Genomic DNA, 20,749 nt, shown 5'->3' on the forward strand with positions numbered 1-20,749 from the left:
AAAATCTTTACATTTCTGGAACAGTATGTTAATATAAGCGAAAAGTGAGGTATTGAACAATGGCTTTAGTGAAGGAAAAGAAGACGAGTATAATTAACACTTTCAAGACAAATGAGAAGGATACCGGTTCGCCGAGCGTCCAGATCGCGCTTTTAACCGAAAGGATCAACTCTCTTTCGTCGCATTTTAAGGCGCACAAGCATGATCACCACTCCAGGCATGGGTTGCTTCGCATGGTGAGTGTGAGAAGAAGACTGCTTGATTATCTGAAGAAAAAAGACGATCAGGAATACCACGACCTTATCAAGAAGCTGGATCTAAGAAAGTAGATATTGGCGCCCCCGGGCGCTCACCGTGCGTACGAACCGATAGTAAAAGTGTTCGCGCATTTTTTATTGTATAAAAAAGGAACGTATGACTAAAAAATTTGAGACAAAATTAGGCAGGGAAACTTTAATTATAGAGACCGGCAGGATGGCAAAGCAGGCGGACGGCGCATGCATGGTTCAGCTCGGCGGAACGGTAGTGCTGGCGACGGCTGTATCTTCCATGGAACCCAGAGAAGATGTCGACTTTTTCCCGCTCACGGTAGAATACCAGGAAAAGACCTACGCCGCGGGCAAGATTCCGGGAGGCTTTTTTAAGCGGGAAGGCAGGCCAAGCGAGAAAGCGATATTGACGTGCCGTTTGATAGACAGGCCCATAAGGCCGTTATTCCCTAAAGGCTACGTCAATGAAACTCAAGTCGTTACTATGGTCTTATCCAGCGATGGAGAGAATGATTCCGATATATTGGCAATGATAGGCGCATCGACGGCTCTTACGATATCGGATATACCGTTCAATGAACCGATAGGCGCAGTGCGGGTCGGGAGGATAGATGGTAAATTCATCATCAATCCGACATTCGAAGAGCTTGAGACCAGCGATCTCGATATAATAGTGGCGGGAACGCGCTCCAGCGTAATAATGATAGAAGCCGGAGCCAAGGAGCTGAGCGAAGAGGTCATGGCAGATGCCATAGCTTTTGCGCATAAAGAGCTTCAGCCCATTATAGATCTACAGGAAAAGATGGCGCGCGAACTTAAGACCAAGAAGAGGGAATACACTGTATCCAAAGTCGCGGATGAGCTATTAAAGAAGGTGAAATCCGCTTCGGATGCAAAACTTGACGAGATCAATAAGCTTTCCACTAAGGAACAGAGAGAAGAAGCCATGAGCCTTCTTGCTAAAGAGCTTATAGCTAAATTCGTGACAGAGGATTCGGAATATAGCGGCGCGGATATTAAGAAAGCGCTCTCAGAGGTTGAGGAAGAGAATGTAAGGCGCTATATGGTAGAGAAGAAGAGAAGGGTCGACGGCAGGCGCTTCGACGAGGTACGGCAGATAACTTGCGAGGTAGGCGTATTGCCGAGAACTCACGGTTCCGGCCTCTTTACGCGCGGCCAGACCCAGAGCCTATCAGTGACGACACTTGGAACGAGCGCCGATGAACAGACTATAGACGCGCTCGCGGGAGAGACGCAGAAGAACTTCATGCTGCATTATAATTTTCCGCCGTTTTCGGTAGGAGAGGCAAAGCCCATGAGAGGCCCGGGCCGAAGAGAGATAGGGCACGGCGCTTTGGCTGAAAGAGCGTTAAAAGCCGTAATGCCTTCTAAGGACGCGTTCCCTTACACCGTGAGAGTGGTCTCCGATATTCTGGAGTCGAACGGCTCTTCAAGCATGGCCACTGTGTGCGCGGGCACTTTGTCGCTGATGGATGCCGGAGTTCCGATATCGAAGCCTGTCAGCGGTATTGCGATGGGGCTTATTAAAGAAGGCAGCCATGAAATAGTACTGACCGATATAGGCGGAGTCGAGGATCATTACGGCGATATGGATTTCAAGGTGGCAGGGACCGTCGACGGCATCACCGCGGTCCAGATGGACCTTAAGATACAGGGTATATCGGTAGAGCTCATTAAAAAAGCTTTTGCCGATGCCAAGGTCGCGAGGCTGTTCATAATGGATAAGATGCTTAAATCTATAGCCAAGCCCAAAGAGAAGATATCCGACCTCGCCCCACATATAGTGAGCATAAAACTGCCTCAGGGCAAGATAGGCGAAGTCATCGGTCCGGGTGGTAAGAATATAAAGAAGATAATCCAGGAGACCGGGGTTACGGTCGATATCGATGATGACGGTGTGTGCCAGGTGGCCTCTCAGGACGGCGCCGCTATAGATAAAGCCGTCGCGATCATCAGGGGAATGATAGAGGAGCCCGAAGTGGGCAGAATTTACAAAGGCAAAATAAAGAGGATAATGAACTTTGGAGCGTTCTGCGAGATATTGCCGGGTAAAGAAGGCCTTATACATGTCTCTGAGCTTGCGGGTAAGTTCGTAAAGAACGTAGAAGATGTAGTCAAACTCGGGGATGAAGTCACCGTAAAAGTTATCGAAATAGACCAGCAGGGCCGGGTCAATCTTTCAAAGAAACAGGCTGAGCCCTCAGCTATCGAAACCGAAGATAAAGAAAAGAAGTAAAAAGTTTTACGTGCTGCCGGCACAGGGAAATTTGAAGCTAGTAAAAATCTCTCTCAAAAGAAAGAAGGGTTGCGAGGATCTTCCCGTTCCTGAATACGCGACTCGAGGGTCAAGCGGAATGGACCTCTACGCGGACGTTGAGGGGGAGATTGTATTATTGCCAGGCGAGATCAAACTTATCTCGGCTGGCATTTATTTAAGTATCCCCGAAGGTTACGAAGCCGAGATTCGCCCTAGAAGCGGCCTGGCCCTGAAGCATGGCATAGGCCTTGTAAATGCTCCCGGCACCATAGATTCCGATTACAGGGGCCTGATAGGCCTTATCATGATAAATCACGGTAAGAAACCTTTCGTTATAAAACGCCGCGACCGTATAGCGCAGATGGTGATTAAGGATATAGTAAGGGCTGATATAAAAGTGTGCGGAGAGCTTGACGAGACCGTAAGGTCGCACGGCGGGTTTGGCCACACCGGAAAGTAAAAGTGACTTTGCCTCAGGCTGTTATATTGGGAGTGGTCCAGGGCATAACGGAATTCTTCCCCATATCGAGCTCGGGTCACCTTGTGATAATACAGGGCATCTTCGGCATAAAAGGGCCGCAGCTCGCCTTTGACATATTTCTGCATCTCGGCACGCTCGTTTCCATCCTTCTATATTTCCATAAAGATATATTGAATATAATAGCCAAAGAGAGACGCACGGCCTTCTATATAGTTCTTGCCTCGGTACCTACATTTGTGATAGGTATGATGTTCAAGGATGCCGCGGAAGAATTGTTTACCAGGCCTCATCTCGTCGGATACATGCTCCTGGCGACAGGGCTGTGTCTGATAATCGCGGCTATCTATGATAAGTTCAAGGGAGCCGAAAGCCCTAAGAAGATAGGATTTATTAATTCTATCATAATAGGTGTAAGCCAGGGCATCGCCGTTATCCCCGGCATATCGCGATCGGGCGCGACGATCGGCGCCGGGATCTTATCCGGAATAGACAAAGAGACGGCGGTTAAATTCTCTTTTTTACTTGCTATACCGGCGATACTCGGGGCTAGCCTTTTGAAGTGCGGTAAAATAGAGGCCGGTCTTGTATCGGGAGATTCTTTATATTTTCTGGCAGGCTCTATGACGGCGATGGTCACAGGGCTTGCTTCCATAGGTATCCTGCTTAAGATGGTGAAGACGAATAAACTCTATATTTTCGGGATCTATTGTATCTTAGCCGCGTCTATCGTCATAACGCAACTATAATATATGGGCATAAAAAAGAATAATAACGATAATCCCCGCGAAAATCGCAAATGGAACGAGATTCAGGCGGTACTGCTTTTTGCCGCGGCCATTCTCATATTCATCGCGCTCGCAAGCTCCAATTTCTCTGACCTTAAACAGTTTACCTCAAGACCAAATATGCCTGTAAGGAATTACGCCGGAATACTAGGCGCCTATTTCGGTTCGTCGCTATTTTTTGTTATGGGCTTAAGCTCGTATGTTATGCCGCTCCTGGTCCTCTCATGGGCGGTAGCGAGGCTTTATGGTATCACCCCTCAGAAGGTGCATTTTAAGATATTCGGCACATTCTTTCTGATACTCGCCTCAAGCTCATTATTTTCGATAATAGGAAGCGGCGGCAACTCGTTTCGTTTCGGCCTGGGGGGGATAGTGGGCCTGGTATTTTCGGATTTCCTGATAAAATATTTGGGAAAGCTCGGCGCGATCCTCGTGATAGCGGTGCTCTTTCTGCTCTCGCTTCTCCTGGCTACGGAATTCCTTCTCCTGCCGTTCCTTTCAGGGATGTACAGAAGGTTCAGGGGGTTACCGGCCGATATCAAAGAGAGGGTGTTTGTCAGGCCCGAAGCCTCGGGGCCGATCCTCACCAGAAAGCCGGTGATAAATATCGGTTCACAGAGCTCGAAAGAGAAGAAGGAATTATCTCCGAGGATAATTACGGCCGAGCCCGCGCCGGATAGGGTGCCAGTTAAAACAGCCGCCCCTCAGCCATCGCCAAAACATGCGGTCTCAGTTTCCGGCAAAAGCGACGCGGAAGGCCTGGGCTATAAGCTGCCGGGACTGGATCTTTTGGATGCGCCGCCACCGATCGAGAGTCGTAAAATTAAAGAGGATTTCGAGGCCATTGCCCGCATACTTGAAGAGACATTGCTCGATTTCGGCATAGAGGGTAAAGTAGTCGAAATAAATAAGGGGCCCGTAATAACCAGGTATGAGCTTGAGCCCGCTCCGGGAGTAAAGGTCCACAGGATAACTTCGCTCAGCGACAATATAGCGCTTGCGATGAAGGCCGAGAGCGTCAGGATAGTCGCTCCTATACCAGGCAAGGGCACGATAGGTTTTGAGGTGCCGAATTCTAAAAGCGCGCTTGTATTTTTGAGGGAAGTGCTTGATTCTAAAGAGTACAGGGATAATGACTCAGTGCTTAAGCTGGCGCTTGGGAAGGATATAGCGGGCACTCCCGTCATCGCGGATCTCGCCAAGATGCCGCATCTCCTGATAGCGGGAGCGACGGGGTCGGGCAAGACGGTGTGCGTCAACTCCGCGATCATAAGCCTTTTATTCAATTCGACGCCTGATGATCTCAGATTTATAATGGTCGATCCGAAGAGGGTTGAACTTGCCGTCTTCAATGAACTGCCCCACCTGCTCTCTCCCGTAGTTACCGATGTCAAGAAGGTCGCGAGCACGCTGGCATGGGTGGTAAACGAGATGGATTCGAGATACGAATTATTTGCCAAGTCCGGGGTCCGTAATATAGCCCTTTACAATGAGAAGTTCAAGGGCGCTTCTTCCGGGCCGTCCGATGGCTGTCCGGCGAAACTTCCATATATAGTGGTGGTCATAGACGAGCTTGCCGATCTGATGATGGTGGCGCGCGAGGACGTGGAGAGCACCATTACCAGGTTAGCGCAATTGTCGCGAGCTGTCGGCATACATATGATAATCGCCACGCAGAGGCCGTCCGTGGACGTCATAACAGGTATTATAAAGGCCAATTTCCCGGCAAGAATTTCGTTTAAGGTGGCATCAAAGGTCGACTCCAGGACCGTCCTTGACATTAACGGCGCGGATATGCTTCTCGGGAGAGGGGATATGCTCTTTATCGAGCCCGGAGCCACGAGGCCTGTTAGGGCGCAGTGCAGTTTAATATCCGATAAGGAGATAGAAAATATCACTAAATTCATAAAAGCCCAGAGGACTGTACAATATGCAGATGACATCGTGGAAGTGCAGAAGAAGCCGGGCGGATTCAAGAAGTTTGATAAAGATGAGGTTTATGAGGAGGCAGTGAGGCTTATCCTTGAATCGAAGCAAGCCTCTGTTTCGGTGCTCCAGAGAAGGCTGGGGCTTGGTTATACGCGCGCTGCCCGCTTGATAGATATGATGGAGGATGAGGGCATTGTAGGCCCGTATCAGGGATCTAAGCCTAGGGACCTTCTAACGACCTTAGAGGAGTACCAGACAAAAAATGGCGAATGATATTAAGTTTAACGATATATTGAATATGTCCGCTCTCGGTGATAAGTTAAGAGAGGTCAGGGAGGGAAAGAACATTACTCTCGGCCAGGCCCAGAAACAGACGCGAATCCACCAGGCCGTATTGAAGGCTCTCGAGGACGGTAAATGCGACAGCATTCTTAATCCCACCTACGTAAAGAGCTTCCTGAAGAAATATGCCGATTATCTTGGCGTCGACTCCCGACAGGTGATGAGTGAATACAAGAGGCTGTGCCCTGAGGCCGAATCCGAGACGGTGAATAAACTGCCCGAACCGCGAGATGCGTCAAAAGGTCCGTCGAGCGTCTTTCCTTTTATCAGGCTTATCGTAGTCATAGTTGTGGCGGTCGCGATGATAACGCTTGCGTTAGGCAAGGTAATGCCGTATTTTAGAAAACAGGGAATATCGAGACCTGTCCCTGTATCTAAAGTTAAACAGCCGGCTACCCGATCCAAATCTTCAAAAAAAGTTTCAAAGGAAAATGCAGCTCCAAAGGAAGATGCGGGAATAGTCATTCCAAAGAACGTTCAGCTGAAACTGCTGTTAAAAGTAAACAAGACCGTGATGATAAAAATGAGGACCGATGGGGTGCTCCTCTTCGAGCGCGTGCTCTCAAAAGGCACAGCGGAGATATTCACGGCGGAAAAGAGCATAAATATATATGCTGCCGATGGATCGTCGATAGAGCTCGTCCTGAACGGCAAACAGATGGGCTCTCCCGGTAAAGGCATCCTGAAGAATATAGAGATCACAAGAACCGGCATCAAGATAAAGTAATACCTTCTTAACCCCCGCTTAACCCTATGAAAAAATTCGCTATAATCAGCTTGGGCTGTCCGAGAAATCTCGTAGACTCAGAGGTCATGGCCGGCCATCTTAAAGCGAGCGGTCTTAAAATGAGTCCGCTCGAAGACGGTGTCGACGTGGTTGTGGTAAATACATGCGCTTTCGTAGAGAGCGCGAGAGAAGAGTCGATAGAAGCAATAATCGAAGCCGGAGATCTTAAGAAAAAGGGAAAGGCTAAATACCTGGTGATCTCTGGGTGTCTGGGCCAGATGTATAAGAATAAGTTGGCCGATAAGCTTCCGGAGGCGGACCTTATCATAGGCACGAGCGATTTTCCTAGAATATCCGGACTTCTAATGGAAATAAAGAAGAGAAAGAACCGCTCCGCGATATCTTCACATCTTAGTTATCTTTATAATGAAAATTCCCCGAGATTGCCATTCACGCCCAAACACTACGCCTATATAAAGATATCAGAGGGTTGCAGTAATTGCTGCAGCTACTGTGTGATATCGCGTCTCAGGGGAGATTTTAGATCAAGGCTCCTCGGATCTGTTGTCGCGGAAGTGCGTGACCTTGCCCGCTGGAACACATTGAAAGAAATAGAGTTAATAGGTCAGGACACGACCTTGTTCGGAGCCGACAGGCATGGCAGGAGAGAGCTGCCGCGGCTATTGCGCGAGCTATCGAAACTGGAAAATAGCATAAAATGGATCCGGCTCCTTTACACGCATCCGGCCCATTATACCGACGAGCTAATCGACGTGATTGGGTCCGAAGGGAAGATATGCAAATATCTGGATTTGCCTATACAGCACATAAGTGATAAAGTGCTCCGCCTTATGAACAGAAAGACCACAAAAAAAGAGATCACAAAGCTTATACATATTTTGCGAAAGAAGATCCCCGGGCTTGTGCTGAGGACGTCGATAATAACAGGCTTCCCCGGAGAGACGGATAAAGATTTTAAGGAGCTTTTAAAGTTTCTGGCCGATATAAAATTTGACGCCCTCGGAGCTTTTATTTATTCCAGGGAAGAAGGGACGCGCGCTTCACGTCTTAAGGACCAGGTTAGCGAGGGCCTTAAGCAGGAGAGATATGATCAGGTTATGAAATTGCAGCAGGCCATATCGATCGGTTCCAAGAGGAAATTTCTGGGAAAGATAGTTGATGTTTTAATTGACGAAAAGGCATCCGGGGAGGATAATAAAGTTTCTAATAGCTTCATAGGGCGTACGCAAGGCGACGCGCCGGAGATCGACGGGGTGGTCTATCTCACCGGTAAAGGCGTTAAGGTGGGGGATTTTTGTAAAGTCAGAATAACGGATACGCTCGAGTACGATCTTATCGGAGAAAAAGCATGAACCTTCCTAATAAGTTGACGATGATGAGGATAGTGCTTGCGTTTATATTCATAATATTCTTATTTACGCCGGGGTTGACCGCCAAGATATTAGCGCTCGCGGCGTTTCTTTTGGCTTCCGGCACGGATCTCCTCGACGGGTATCTAGCGAAAAAGAATAACCAGATAACAGATTTTGGCCGACTGATGGATCCGATAGCCGATAAGATACTGATACTATCCGCATTCCTTGCTTTCGTGCAGATGCAGCTCGTACCTGCCTGGATGGTGGTAATCATAATATTCAGAGAGATCGCTGTCAGCGGCTTAAGGGCCCTGGCTATGGCCAAAGGTAAAGTGATAGCAGCAGACCGGGGCGGGAAACACAAGACAGCCTGCCAGGTCTTCGCTATATTCGTCATACTGCTTTTGATAATATTCAGGGAAGCGCCGTCGGCGTCTTTAAGTTTCTGGTCCAAAAGCGCGGAGAACATTTATAAGGACGCGATATTCGCGCTGATGCTTATTACGGTGACATTGACGCTGATAAGCGGCGTATCATATCTTTTGAAAAACAGGGAGGTCTACTCAAATGCGAAAGAAAGTTGAGCTCATAACGAGTTTCTTCTATCTCGGCCATTCACCGTTCATGCCGGGCACGATGGGTTCGCTTGGCGGACTCATAGTATATTTTCTTGTGCGTAATAATGATATCTTATATGCCTTTTCAATCCTATTCTTATTTACGCTCGGAGTCCTATTCGCCGGCGAGGCGGAAAAAGTATATAAGAGGAAGGACCCGTCAATGATAGTTATAGATGAGGCATGCGGAATGCTTCTGGCGTTATTCTTAGTGCCGTTTAATCTATATTCCGTTATTCTTGGATTCTTCATCTTTCGTATATTTGACATATTGAAGCCGCCGCCTGCCAGAAGGATTGAGAAGCTGGCAGGTTCTCTCGGAATAATGTTTGATGATATAATAGCCGCGCTATATACCAACATAATCCTACAGATAGTCTTCAGAAATTTCAGCATGAATTAAGGAATAAAAAAGTAAGATATTTGATATTGCTAATATCATAAGCTATGGTATACTCATTTTACTATGTTTGTTAAAAGAACAAAAATAATATCGGCGTTTCTTGTAGTGGCATTTTTTGTCCAGGATTTATCATGGGCATATCCGGACCATTTTGCCTATGACCGCCCTTCCAATAATAAATTGGCGCCGGCGCCTTTCAGCGAAAGAGTATCTCCTGAAGACATAACGAAATCTCTCATCTTAGTAATAGAGCAAAATCACCATGTTTCAATAAAGAGCCTTGTGCTTGATGGTGTAGAAGCCATACTGAATGAATATCAGGAATTCCTGAAGCAAAATAGCATAAGTTTTTTAAAAAAGCCCAGAGAAATTAGAATAAATATTAATCCAAATATTATTTTGCGCTATACCGATCATGCCATGCCGCTAGATGGTATATCTGGCTTCAAGGTCGGATCTCAAGAAAAGACAGGGGCTCTTGTAAGGCAGATTTTAATAAGAATTGAAAAGAGACCCACGCTACGTTCAAGGCAGCTTCAGCTTGATTTTGGATCGCCCGCAAAAGAAACCGTCGCAGAAGGAGAAAAAACGGCAGAAACTCCTGTAGCCCCTGCAACGCAGGGAGAAATTAAGAATAAACCCCGTGTATCTATTATGCTGTTTCAGGATATCGCAAGACTGGATTCAAAGATAACGAATGCCGTTATATCGTCTATGAATATGCTGGAAGATAGAATGCACCGCTCGCGTGTGGTTATGGGGGCAATAGATGTTTTACGGGATGATATTATCGGATATGGCCATGTCAGGGCCGATGCCTTTGAACGGTTTTCGAAAAAAGTATCAGGTGTTTTGGACAGATGGATAATGAGCGATAAAGGGAAGGAGACAATCCGCGGCAGACTGGCCAAAATAAGCCTCAAGATAAACGAGAGGGACGATTTATTGAAAGGCATAGATATATCCTATTATGGTTTGGCAAGAGAGCTGAAAGGCGAAAAAGGCGCGCAGCAAATTATATTCCTGCTGCTTAGTATAGAGGCGGGGCTTAGGGAAGTGGCGGAAGCGATGGATGAGCACAGCAGGCTGAAATCGAGATTTAATGTAATTGCGGCTGACTTGAAAGCGATTCGTAAGTGGATGAGCATAAGAGGCGAACGCCCAGGAAAGGATTTAACAAGTTGCGAAAAGGCGTTGAAAGCGATGGCGAAACATGCGCCTCTCCAGCTTCATGATCAAATTTTGAATTTAACGGATAAAATAGCAGTTTTAAAGCCATTCGTAGAAAGTGTATGGGAAGTTAAGCCGCCTGCCGGATCGGTACCCGGCGTATTTAAATATTTATGCTCGCCAGATATCCAATCGTTTGAAAGACCTCCTCGCGCCGATGAGGTTGCCGATAACCTCGGTCGGTCGTATGATACGATAAGGCGCGATCTGTGGGACCTCTATTACCATCTTCATCTTCTCGATAAGGTAGACGTTAGGGAATCGGGCAGGGATGCTCGCTATTATGTCCCCGAACGCGTTAAGAATAAGTATGATGACATATACCCGATCCTGAACCAGTTCATCGGTAAAAAACTCCGTCCCACAATAAAAGATCTCGAAAGCGCATATAGGGCTATTATCAATCTTATAGGTGTCCGCGATCCAACCACAGGCAAATTCAATTTGGTCTCTATATCAAAACGCACTGATTACAAAGGCAGATTTAATATTAATATCTTCGGCGATGGAAAAATCCAGTTTAATATCGGTACCGGCTATTCGTTAAAAAATATTGAGCTCATCCCGTTAACCGATAACTGGCGGGAAGGCTTTGAAGTCTACCATCAGAGTAATCTGATAGGTACGTGCGATCCATCCACCGGCGAATTTAGCCCGATTCAAGAGGTCCGGAAACCGGGCGAAGACCGCCGGTTCAATCTGGACAGAGTTCGCTATATTCTCCTCGATGCAGGCTACGCTAGCGGTGGTGCGAATAGGGAAATCAGGATCATTGCCTTTGACGGTTTCGACTGGACTAGCGGTTTTAAGGTCTATCATCTGGACAGAGAAATTGCCTCTTATGATAAAAAGCGCAATGTTATGATCGGCATGTCTGTCGCCGGAAGATTGAGACCACCAGGCGCGCGGGCTAGGGTGCTGCTACAAATGCAAATTCCGAATAAAGACACCAATAAAAACGGAAGGGCGTTTACAGCTGAAATAAGTAATTTTATAATTAAACATCGGTCGATTCTTGGCACGAGAGAAAAAGATATAGAGACTATCCTTGACGAAGTAGGTCTTAATATCATGGAGCATGGCAATGGCGGCGAGATAATGGTAGAAACTGAAAAATCTGCGGATGGCAGATTACGATTAAAGATAATCGGGAAAGATAAAGGGAGCGGTCTTCCGGCCTCGCCGGACGAGCTTGTAAAAACTAGCCTTGCCTCGCGGAAACGCTTTGAACGCGAACCTGATGCAGATGATAAAGACATTATGGTGAGAGGGCGGGGGTTTTCGAGAATAGCACTCGGTCCTGACAGTGTAACTATTGAATATCAGGGGAAGAGGTTTGTCAGGTTTACGGATAATAAGGATGCCGGCTCGTGGTTTCGTGAAGAAAACGTCGCAGGCAGTAGCGCAAAGGGTACAAATTTTGAGCTTAAATTTGAGTTGGGACGCGAACTCACCTCATGGGGGCCTGAAGCGGAGACGCTTGCTGATATACATGATCTGTTTAACATTAAAATTCCATCTCGAACAAATGATAATACAAAAATATTATTATCCGAAAATCTGTTTATAAAAAATAGTAATGAGACAGAGCTGATTCAGGTCAGGATAGCGCTCGCGTCGCTCCTCAATAGCGGAAATATTGCAATTATGAAACCGGATGAGATGAGAAGGGCCGCGATGAATCGGCATGTCTCAAAGGACAAACTTGCGACAGTTTTTACCGAAGAAGATTTCAATAATAAAGGGATATGGAATGGTTGTGACAAAGAAGCATCGCTCAGGTCAAGTGTCCTGATACTTGGTGACAGGCTAATGGGCAATAATTATCTGTATCTGGAAGGCGTTATAGGTCTTGCACGGGCGATGATGGTGAATAACAAGTATGCGGTTAGAAAATACTATGATTTGATATCGGGTACTGTTATAGATAATGAGATGATGAAATTATTAAATGAGGATGATCAAAATAATCTTTCTTTCGCTATCAGGGCCGTACTAAGATTTAAGCCCATAACCAGGACCGATCCGGAAGACTTGAATGAGCTAAAGATCAGGATGGAGAAGTTCTTAATCGCCGCTTAAACACAGGTTACCGATCTGCTGGTATTTTCATATCGAAATGGTATAATATTCAGCATGAGAGCTGAAATTATTTCCATTGGCACCGAGTTACTGCTCGGGCATATCCTCAATACTAATGCCGCATACCTTTCCAGAAAGCTCGCCGAGCTGGGCATTGATCTCTATTATCAGACGACTGTAGGTGATAATCCTGAGCGGCTTATCCAGACCATTAGAAAAGCTATCGCAAGAAGCGATATCGTAATACTCACCGGCGGGCTCGGTCCGACCATAGACGATGTTACGATGGAGTCTGTCGCACGATTGACAGATAGGCCTCTTGTTCTAAATAAGATCGTATTAAAAGATATCGAGAGGTATTTTAAGGCGCGAGGTTTTAAACCACCTTCTGGTAATGATAGGCAAGCGAGAGTTCCGCAAGGAGCAAAGTGCCTGCATAACAAGTTCGGAACGGCTCCAGCGCTTATAGTAGAACATTTGGGTAAGGTTATAGTATGCCTGCCCGGGCCCCCGAGAGAGATGGAACCACTCTTTGAAGATGGGGTGACGCAGTATTTTAGAAAGAAGTTCAGATCCGAAGAGATAATCAGGACCAGGACCATAAAGACCATCGGCCTTCCGGAGTCGCGGGTCAATGCAATCGTTAAGGATTTGTTGAAGTTGCCTCCGCCTACAACGGTGGGAATTTACGCGAAGCTTCGGGAGGTGCATTTAGTGGTTATGGCGAAGGCCGAAAGCGATGCGCGCGCTCGGAAAGCTATTGCTGCGGTGGAAAAGAAGATCTTGTCCCGCCTGAAGAATTGTATATTCGGATACGATGATGATACGCTAGAAAGCATCGTGATTAAGAGCCTTATAGAGAAGAAGCTCACGATTTCCGTAGCGGAGTCCTGCACCGGCGGGCTTCTCTCGAAGCGCTTTACCGATATAAGCGGCAGTTCCGGTTGTTTCGTGGCCGGCATCGTTTCGTATTCAAATGAGTCAAAGGAAAAATTACTGGGATTGCCTAAAGAATTGATAAATAAATACGGAGCTGTATCAGGACAGGTTTGCGGGCGAATGGCTTTCGGAGTAAGGCATATTGTCCGTACGGACATAGGAGTCGGTATTACAGGTATAGCGGGTCCAACGGGCGGATCCTTGCGCAAACCGGTCGGACTGGTGTATATCTCTTTGGCGACAAATGAGAAGCTTATCGTTAAAGAGTTCAGATTCAATGGCTCGCGCCAGGATATCAGATGGCAGGCTTCGCAGGCTGCCCTGGACATGATAAGGCTCAACATTTAGCATGCGCGCTTTTATAGCGATCGAAATATCGGATGAGATTAAAGATGCGCTTGCCCGGATAGAATCCCACCTTAAATATGCCGGCGCAGACGTCAAATGGGTCAATCCGAAGATCATCCATCTCACTTTAAAATTCATGGGCGAGATTAACGATAATAAATGTGAGGTCGTAAAGTCCGCGTTGGATGCTATTGCAAAAAGCGCGAAGTCCTTTGAGGTGACAGTAAAAGATGTCGGAACTTTTCCGAATAGCGCTCGTCCGCGGGTTATCTGGTTAGGCCTCGACAAGGGGGCTTCCGAATCGGTTGAGCTCGCAAAGCGTATAGAGGAGTCGCTATCTAAAATAGGATTTCCCGCAGAGAATAGGCCCTTCAGCCCTCATCTGACAATAGGCCGTGTCCGCTCATCGCTCAATATCGAAAAGCTTAAAGAGAAGATATCCTCAGCATCATTAGAGATCCAGCCCGGCGGTACCATTTCACAAAAAGTCACTTCCATAATCCTCTTCCAGAGCACCCTCACTCCTCAGGGCCCCATCTACACCAAGCTCCACGAAGCTCCGCTCGAAGCGTAGGTGAAAATATTCCTGGTGGATATATCTGATGGCGGAACTTTCGGCTCGATGCTGGAATAATTGCAGTCATTTTACGGGTGACGCAAGATCCAGCCTTGAGGGGCGCAGCGTAGGATGGGTTCAATATAGCTACCCGCCTGGATGGACTGATATTGTAAACCCTACGCAAGCACCGAAAGGCGATCTTGCGGCAGGACCCGTAAAATGATGCTGTTCAGCGGAAGCATTGACCGAAAGTAAACGCCGGACTGAAGATTCCGATATAATATTTTCGCCGTAGTGAGGAACTATTTTAAAATAATGTGCAACAATTTTGGCCATTTCAGCGTCTTATATAGGGAGGGAAAATTAACTTTACAGAAAGGAGGTAGTGACTGTATAATAAATCCCTGCGTATAGTATAGTTATATCTATATAATATATAGAAAACCTAAGGAGAATAAGATGGTTAAAGCAAAAATTAAGGAAAAGGAAGAGCCGCGCGAGCAAAGTAAAGAGTATAAGGATATTACTCAGGTGCAGAAGACAAAGGCCCTTGATCTTGCGCTGGAGCATATCGAAAAGCAGTTCGGCAAAGGCTCTATAATGAAGCTCGGCCAGGACTTTAAGCTGGATGTGCCGGCTATCCCCACAGGGTCGGTGGCGCTTGATATAGCGCTGGGTGTGGGCGGCGTGCCTAGGGGAAGGGTTATTGAGATATTTGGCCCCGAGTCCAGCGGAAAGACCACGCTTACCCTGAGCATCATAGGTAACGCCCAGGCTAAAGGTGGTACCGCCGCATTCATCGACGCGGAACATGCGTTCGATCCGGCTTACGCGAAGACGCTCGGTGTGAACCTTGATAACCTGCTGATGTCTCAGCCTGACACAGGCGAACAGGCGCTCGATATAGCGGAGACGCTGGTTAAGTCCAATGCTCTCGATGTTATCGTGATAGACTCGGTAGCGGCGCTCGTTCCCAGGGCTGAGATCGACGGAGAGATGGGGCAATCCCATATGGGCTTACAGGCCCGTCTTATGAGCCATGCCCTGAGAAAACTCTCAGGATCAATAGCCAAGTCTAAGACCTGTGTGATATTCATTAACCAGATACGCGAGAAGATCGGTGTGATGTTCGGGAACCCCGAAACGACTCCGGGAGGCAGAGCGCTGAAGTTTTACGCTTCCGTGAGGATCGATCTGCGCCGCATAGCATCGCTTAAAAAAGACGAAGTGGCTGTAGGTAACCGCGTAAGGGCATCGGTCGTTAAGAATAAGGTGGCGCCGCCATTCAGGAAAGCGGAATTCGATATAATGTTCGACGAAGGGATCTCGAAGTCAGGCAGTGTCCTCGACATCGGCGAGGCGCTTGGTGTGCTGAAGAAGAGCGGTGCATGGCTTATCTACGGCGAGGAGAAGCTCGGCCAGGGCAAGGAGAACGCCAGGGTTTATCTTAAAGAAAACCCTGCGGTGCTCGCGAAGATAGAAAAAGAGATCGTAGCGAAGTCGATCAAATAACATTGGAACAGGATAAGAAGTTACAATCGGCTAGAAATAACGCTTATTGCCTGCTGCGCTCAAGGCCAAGGTCCGAGTCTGAGATGCGCGGCAGGCTCAAGCTTAAGCGGTATGATGAGTCGACCATAGATGCCGTTATCGAGAGCCTGAAGAAGGCCGCCGAGATAGATGATGTAAGGTTCGCCGATTTCTGGGTAGAGTCCAGGATGCATGTCAACCCCGTCGGTGATGTGGTTTTGAGGCGTGAACTTAAAGAGAAGGGCGTGCCTGGGCCGATAATCGAAGCCGCACTGGAGAAGAAGTCGCAGAATTATGACGATTATGCCGTGGCCCTTAATATGGCCGGCGAACGTTTTAAGCGTCTCGTAAAGCTGGATAGAAGAAAAGCCCTGAAACGCCTGTATGATTATCTCTTAAGGCGGGGATTCAATTACGATATCGTGAAGAGAGTGATAGACGCGGTGATGAATGAAAACGGATGATATAAGACGATCGTATCTTGAGTTTTTCAAGGTAAAAGGCCATCAGGTCGTGGCCAGCGATTCACTCGTCCCTAAAGACGACCCGACACTTCTTTTTACGGGCGCGGGGATGAACCAGTTCAAGGAGAAGTTTCTGGGGCGCAACGTCACTTACAGACGCGCGGTCTCATCCCAGAAGTGCCTGAGGACAGGGGACCTCTATAATGTTGGTAGGACGAGCGGCCATCATACGTTCTTTGAGATGCTCGGCAACTTCTCATTTGGTGATTATTTTAAGAAGGAGGCGATCGCCTGGGCCTGGGAGTTTTTTACTGTCGCATTGAAGATACCGAAGGATGCATTGTGGGTATCGGTCTACAAGGACGATGAAGAGGCATATAATATCTGGAAAGAGGATATAAAGGTTCCGCCTGCTAGGATAATAAAGCTCGGTGAGAAAGATAATTTCTGGCCCTCGGAAGCGCCGTCGAAGGGGCCGAACGGCCCATGTGGACCATGCTCGGAGATATTTTACGATTATAGCGCCGATATCGGATGCGGGAAAAAGAGCTGCACTCCGGCCTGTGACTGCGGACGGTTTGTCGAGGTCTGGAATCTGGTCTTTACCCAGTTCGATAGGCAACCGGACGGCAGCCTAAAGGCCCTTCCCAACAAGAATATCGATACCGGCATGGGCCTTGAGAGAATAGCTTCGGTAATGCAGGGGGTCAAGACAAATTTTGAGATAGATATATTTAAGCCTATAACCGGCGAGATCAGAAACCATGCAGGCAAAGAGCAGAAGGAAGGAATCGGAAACCAGAAAGTCAACGCGATAGCCGATCACATTCGCGCTGTTACATTCTGCATCGCTGACGGCGTCATGCCGTCTAATGAGGAACGCGGCTATGTTGTGCGCAAGCTGATAAGGCGCGCCATGTCGCACTGTCAGGACATAGGCGTGAAGACGCCGTTTCTTTATAAACTGGTCATGACTGTAGCAGATGTGATGTATGACGCCTATCCTGAAGTGAAGGCGCGCCGCGACGATATAGCCCAGGTGGTGAAGAAAGAGGAAGAAGCGTTTCTCTACGTCATATCGAACCAGCTTCCAAGAGTAGACGAAGCATTTGCAGGTATGAAGAATTCGAAAGACGCGCTTAAGCTTGCGCAAGCGGCCTTTGACTTTTATGACACATACGGCATGCCCTATGAGATGCTCGAAGAGACGGCGAAAAAACATGGTCTCGATATAGATAAGGGCATATTCGAAAAACTGCTGGATAAGCAGAGAGAATTATCGCGTTCCAGGACTAAGCTGAAGGGCGAGATATTCACCGAGACATTTGCAAAGAAGGTGGAGGCTCTGGGGCTGAAGACAGAGTTCCTGGGTTACGAAGAGGCCATTTCGAATGCAAAGGTTCTAAAAGTGCTGGATGGCGGAGAAGTGATACTGGATAGGACCCCATTCTATGGTGAGTCGGGCGGACAGGCTGGTGATTGGGGCAAGATCGAGACGCCGTCAGGAACCATGGAGGTCGAGGACGCGAAGAAGATAGGTCTGGCGATAGTCCATATAGGCAAGATGCTTAAAGGCGTGATAAAGCCCGGCGAAACCGCGAGAGCGGCGATCGATGAAACCGTAAGGCGTAAAGTGATGGCGAATCACACGGCCACGCATCTTCTGCAGGCGGCTTTACGAAAGGCGCTGGGGGAGCATGTACACCAGACGGGTTCTCTCGTCGACAGCGACCACCTCAGATTTGATTTCGCGCACATGAAGAAGATGGATGAGAGGGAGCTCACCCGGGTCGAGGAGTTGGTCAATGATAATATAAATAATGCTATCTCGGTCAAAAAAGATATTAAGGATATCGAGGAGGCCAGGCGCGAAGGCGCTACTGCGCTATTCGGAGAAAAATACGATAAGACGGTGCGTGTCATTACGATCGGCAACGTGTCTAAAGAGCTTTGCGGCGGCACACATGTTGACAATACAAAAGATATAGGTAAATTCAAAATAACCAGCGAAAGCTCTATCGCTTCCGGCGTGCGCCGCATAGAAGCGCTTACCGGCGAGGCGGCTTCGAAATGGCTGGAGAAAAGAGAGAAGGCAAGAGCCGATAAACTAAAGTTGGAAGCCGGAAAAGAGGAGCTGAAAAAACTTGCCCTAAAGAAACTGGAGGAAGAGATACGTAAGATAGATCTCTTTATCTCCCGCGCGAGAATGGCCGGAGATTCCAAAGTCATAACGGAGAATATCGACGGCATGTCCATAGAAGGCTTGAGGGCATTGGCCGATAATATAAGATCGAGAGCTCTCTCGGCGGCAGTCGTATTGTCCGCCAGAGGCGAAGAGAAGGTTTCGTTCGTGATATCCGTTACGGATGACCTTGTGAAACGGGGAGTTAGCGCGAGCGCTTTTGCCAAAGAGATCGCAAAATCGATAGAAGGATCGGGCGGAGGCAAGGATGGTTTCGCGCAAGGAGGAGGAAAAGTATCCGGAAAGCTGGATGAGGCTATCGATAAGGCCTTTAACAGAATCAAGGAGATTCTAAAATGAAAGTTGTGAGAGTGGGCAGCAAGCAATTCCAAAAACTGTGCGACAGGGGACTGGGACGGAATAAGCGCATCGCGGAAAGCGTAAGAAATATAATAGAGAACGTAAGGCTGTCCGGCGATGATGCCGTTCTGAAATATACCAGGAAGTTCGACCATGTGAAACTTAACATCAAGGACCTTAAAGTCTCAGAGTGCGAAATGTCCGGGGCCTACCAGGACATAAAGCCGGAATTTGTATCCACGCTCAAAGTCGTGATGGAAAACATCAATAAGTTCTATAAGAAACAGCTGAAGAGATCATGGAAGATAAAAGACGCGGACGGGGTATTATTAGGTGAAAATATTACGCCGCTTGAGACCGTAGGAGTTTATGTGCCGAGCGGCACGGTGCCGCTCGTATCCAGCGTCTATATGACAGTGATACCGGCAAAGATGGCGGGCGTAAAGAAGATAATCCTCGTCACTCCTCCGAACGAGCATAGATCTGTCGATCCGCATATACTTGTTGTGGCCGACCTCTTGAAAGTCGACGCTATCTACAAAGTCGGAGGCGCCCAGGCGATTGCGTCCCTTGCCTTTGGGACGAAGACGATACCAAGGGTCGATAAGATAGTCGGGCCCGGGAACGCGTATGTCACGGAAGCCAAACGCCAAGTATTCGGTTACTGCGGCATAGATATGTTAGCCGGCCCGACAGAGGTCGCGATAATAGCGAACCAGATGTCGAGCGTGAATTTCATAAAGGCGGACCTCGATGCCCAGGCCGAGCATTTCATGGGAATGTCGATATTGATAACGAGCTCAAAGAGGCTGGTGAAGATATTCAAGAAAGAGGATATAAACGGTTACATTATTATGGTAAAGAATATGGATGAGGCGGCGGATGTAGCCAATAAGCTGGCGGCCGAACATCTGCAAATACTGACGAATGATCCCAAAAGGATAGCTAAAAAGATAATGCATGCGGGGGCGATATTCCTCGGTCCCTATACTCCGGTAGCTGTGGGAGACTATGTGGCCGGCCCCAGCCACGTCCTGCCTACGGGCGGAAGCGCGAGGTTCTTCTCGGGCCTTGGCGTTTCGGACTTCTGCAAAAGTTCACATATACTCTCATTCACCAAGAAAGCGCTTGAAAAGATCCGCGACCCTCTGGAGAAAGTGGCGGGGATCGAAAAGCTTGATAAACATCTGGACTCGATCAAAGTAAGATTCGAATAGAAAGGGCGGTGTATGGCGAAGAAGATACGCGAGAGCCTGATAAAGCGCAAGACCACGGAAACCGATATAAGCGGAAAGCTGACGATAGACGGAGCAGGCAAGGCCGATATAAAGACCGGCATAGGTTTCCTCGACCATATGCTTACTTTATTTACTTTTCATGGGCTATTTGATCTCACGCTAAAGGTGAAGGGCGATCTAAAGGTGGATATACATCATACGAATGAAGACGCGGCGATATGTCTCGGCAAAGCCTTCAAGCAGGCGCTCGGTGACTGCAAGGGCATAAAGAGATACGGCTCAAAAGAGATCCCTATGGATATGGCGGCGGCCAAGGTAACAGTCGATATAGGCGGACGCTATGCGTTTGCGTGGAGGATGCCGAGTTATAGCGGCACGCTGCCGGCTCCTGAAAATTACTCGATCGAAGACGGCAAAGATTTTCTCGATACATTTGCTAAGAACGCGGCGATCAATATGCACGTTGACGTTTACGCCGGCGAGGATGTGCACCATGTGCTTGAGGCGATATTCAAGGCGCTCGGCATCGCGCTGGATGAGGCCGCACAGATCGATGTTCGCAGAAAAGGCGTTCCTTCAACAAAGGGAACGATAGACTAAAGGGTGTAAC

The 20,749-nt window shown here is 47.9% G+C and carries 17 protein-coding genes; all 17 read left to right on the forward strand.

The window, feature by feature from the left end; genetic code table 11:
- Positions 1-59: 59 nt before the first annotated feature.
- The 17 genes from rpsO (at position 60) to hisB (ending at position 20,739) form a co-directional block, all read left to right on the forward strand.
- Entirely contained in the window at positions 60-329 is a 270-nt protein-coding gene (gene rpsO, locus NTY76_05275; protein MCX5678503.1) for a 30S ribosomal protein S15, read from the forward strand.
- An 85-nt stretch (positions 330-414) separates the two neighbouring features.
- Positions 415-2,526, forward strand: coding sequence for a polyribonucleotide nucleotidyltransferase (gene pnp, locus NTY76_05280; protein ID MCX5678504.1), 2,112 nt, complete (start codon positions 415-417; stop codon positions 2,524-2,526).
- 31 nt (positions 2,527-2,557) lie between these two features.
- Positions 2,558-3,007: a dUTP diphosphatase gene (gene dut / locus NTY76_05285; GenBank protein MCX5678505.1), complete on the forward strand. Its 450-nt coding sequence runs from the start codon at positions 2,558-2,560 to the stop codon at positions 3,005-3,007.
- A 2-nt stretch (positions 3,008-3,009) separates the two neighbouring features.
- Positions 3,010-3,774 (forward strand): undecaprenyl-diphosphate phosphatase, encoded by a 765-nt coding sequence (locus NTY76_05290; GenBank protein MCX5678506.1) that lies wholly within the window; start codon positions 3,010-3,012, stop codon positions 3,772-3,774.
- A gap of 3 nt (positions 3,775-3,777) precedes the next feature.
- On the forward strand, positions 3,778-6,015 hold the full coding sequence (locus NTY76_05295) for a DNA translocase FtsK 4TM domain-containing protein (GenBank protein ID MCX5678507.1): 2,238 nt from the start codon (positions 3,778-3,780) through the stop codon (positions 6,013-6,015).
- Complete coding sequence (locus NTY76_05300; GenBank protein MCX5678508.1) at positions 6,005-6,811, forward strand: helix-turn-helix domain-containing protein; 807 nt, start codon at positions 6,005-6,007, stop codon at positions 6,809-6,811. The genes NTY76_05295 and NTY76_05300 overlap by 11 nt, the downstream gene beginning before the upstream one ends.
- 26 nt (positions 6,812-6,837) lie before the next feature.
- Complete coding sequence (gene rimO / locus NTY76_05305) at positions 6,838-8,184, forward strand: 30S ribosomal protein S12 methylthiotransferase RimO (GenBank protein ID MCX5678509.1); 1,347 nt, start codon at positions 6,838-6,840, stop codon at positions 8,182-8,184.
- A complete protein-coding gene (gene pgsA, locus NTY76_05310; GenBank protein ID MCX5678510.1) occupies positions 8,181-8,771 on the forward strand; it encodes a CDP-diacylglycerol--glycerol-3-phosphate 3-phosphatidyltransferase in 591 nt (196 codons plus the stop codon). Before rimO ends, pgsA begins: the two co-directional genes overlap by 4 nt.
- Positions 8,755-9,207, forward strand: coding sequence for a phosphatidylglycerophosphatase A (locus NTY76_05315; GenBank protein ID MCX5678511.1), 453 nt, complete (start codon positions 8,755-8,757; stop codon positions 9,205-9,207). The genes pgsA and NTY76_05315 overlap by 17 nt, the downstream gene beginning before the upstream one ends.
- A 63-nt stretch (positions 9,208-9,270) precedes the next feature.
- Complete coding sequence (locus NTY76_05320; GenBank protein MCX5678512.1) at positions 9,271-12,519, forward strand: hypothetical protein; 3,249 nt, start codon at positions 9,271-9,273, stop codon at positions 12,517-12,519.
- Between the two features lie 54 nt (positions 12,520-12,573).
- Positions 12,574-13,806: a competence/damage-inducible protein A gene (locus NTY76_05325; GenBank protein MCX5678513.1), complete on the forward strand. Its 1,233-nt coding sequence runs from the start codon at positions 12,574-12,576 to the stop codon at positions 13,804-13,806.
- 1 nt (position 13,807) lies between these two features.
- Positions 13,808-14,380: an RNA 2',3'-cyclic phosphodiesterase gene (thpR, locus tag NTY76_05330; GenBank protein ID MCX5678514.1), complete on the forward strand. Its 573-nt coding sequence runs from the start codon at positions 13,808-13,810 to the stop codon at positions 14,378-14,380.
- 507 nt (positions 14,381-14,887) lie between these two features.
- Complete coding sequence (recA, locus tag NTY76_05335) at positions 14,888-15,877, forward strand: recombinase RecA (GenBank protein MCX5678515.1); 990 nt, start codon at positions 14,888-14,890, stop codon at positions 15,875-15,877.
- 2 nt (positions 15,878-15,879) lie between these two features.
- Positions 15,880-16,359 (forward strand): regulatory protein RecX, encoded by a 480-nt coding sequence (locus tag NTY76_05340; protein ID MCX5678516.1) that lies wholly within the window; start codon positions 15,880-15,882, stop codon positions 16,357-16,359.
- A complete protein-coding gene (gene alaS, locus NTY76_05345; GenBank protein ID MCX5678517.1) occupies positions 16,346-18,901 on the forward strand; it encodes an alanine--tRNA ligase in 2,556 nt (851 codons plus the stop codon). Before NTY76_05340 ends, alaS begins: the two co-directional genes overlap by 14 nt.
- Positions 18,898-20,118 (forward strand): histidinol dehydrogenase, encoded by a 1,221-nt coding sequence (hisD, locus tag NTY76_05350; GenBank protein ID MCX5678518.1) that lies wholly within the window; start codon positions 18,898-18,900, stop codon positions 20,116-20,118. Before alaS ends, hisD begins: the two co-directional genes overlap by 4 nt.
- Positions 20,119-20,130: 12 nt before the next feature.
- Positions 20,131-20,739 (forward strand): imidazoleglycerol-phosphate dehydratase HisB, encoded by a 609-nt coding sequence (hisB, locus tag NTY76_05355; GenBank protein MCX5678519.1) that lies wholly within the window; start codon positions 20,131-20,133, stop codon positions 20,737-20,739.
- Positions 20,740-20,749: the final 10 nt, after the last annotated feature.

The sequence above is a fragment of the Candidatus Omnitrophota bacterium genome, assembly GCA_026387175.1.
Taxonomy (GTDB): domain Bacteria; phylum Omnitrophota; class Gorgyraeia; order 2-01-FULL-45-10; family 2-01-FULL-45-10; genus CAIMPC01.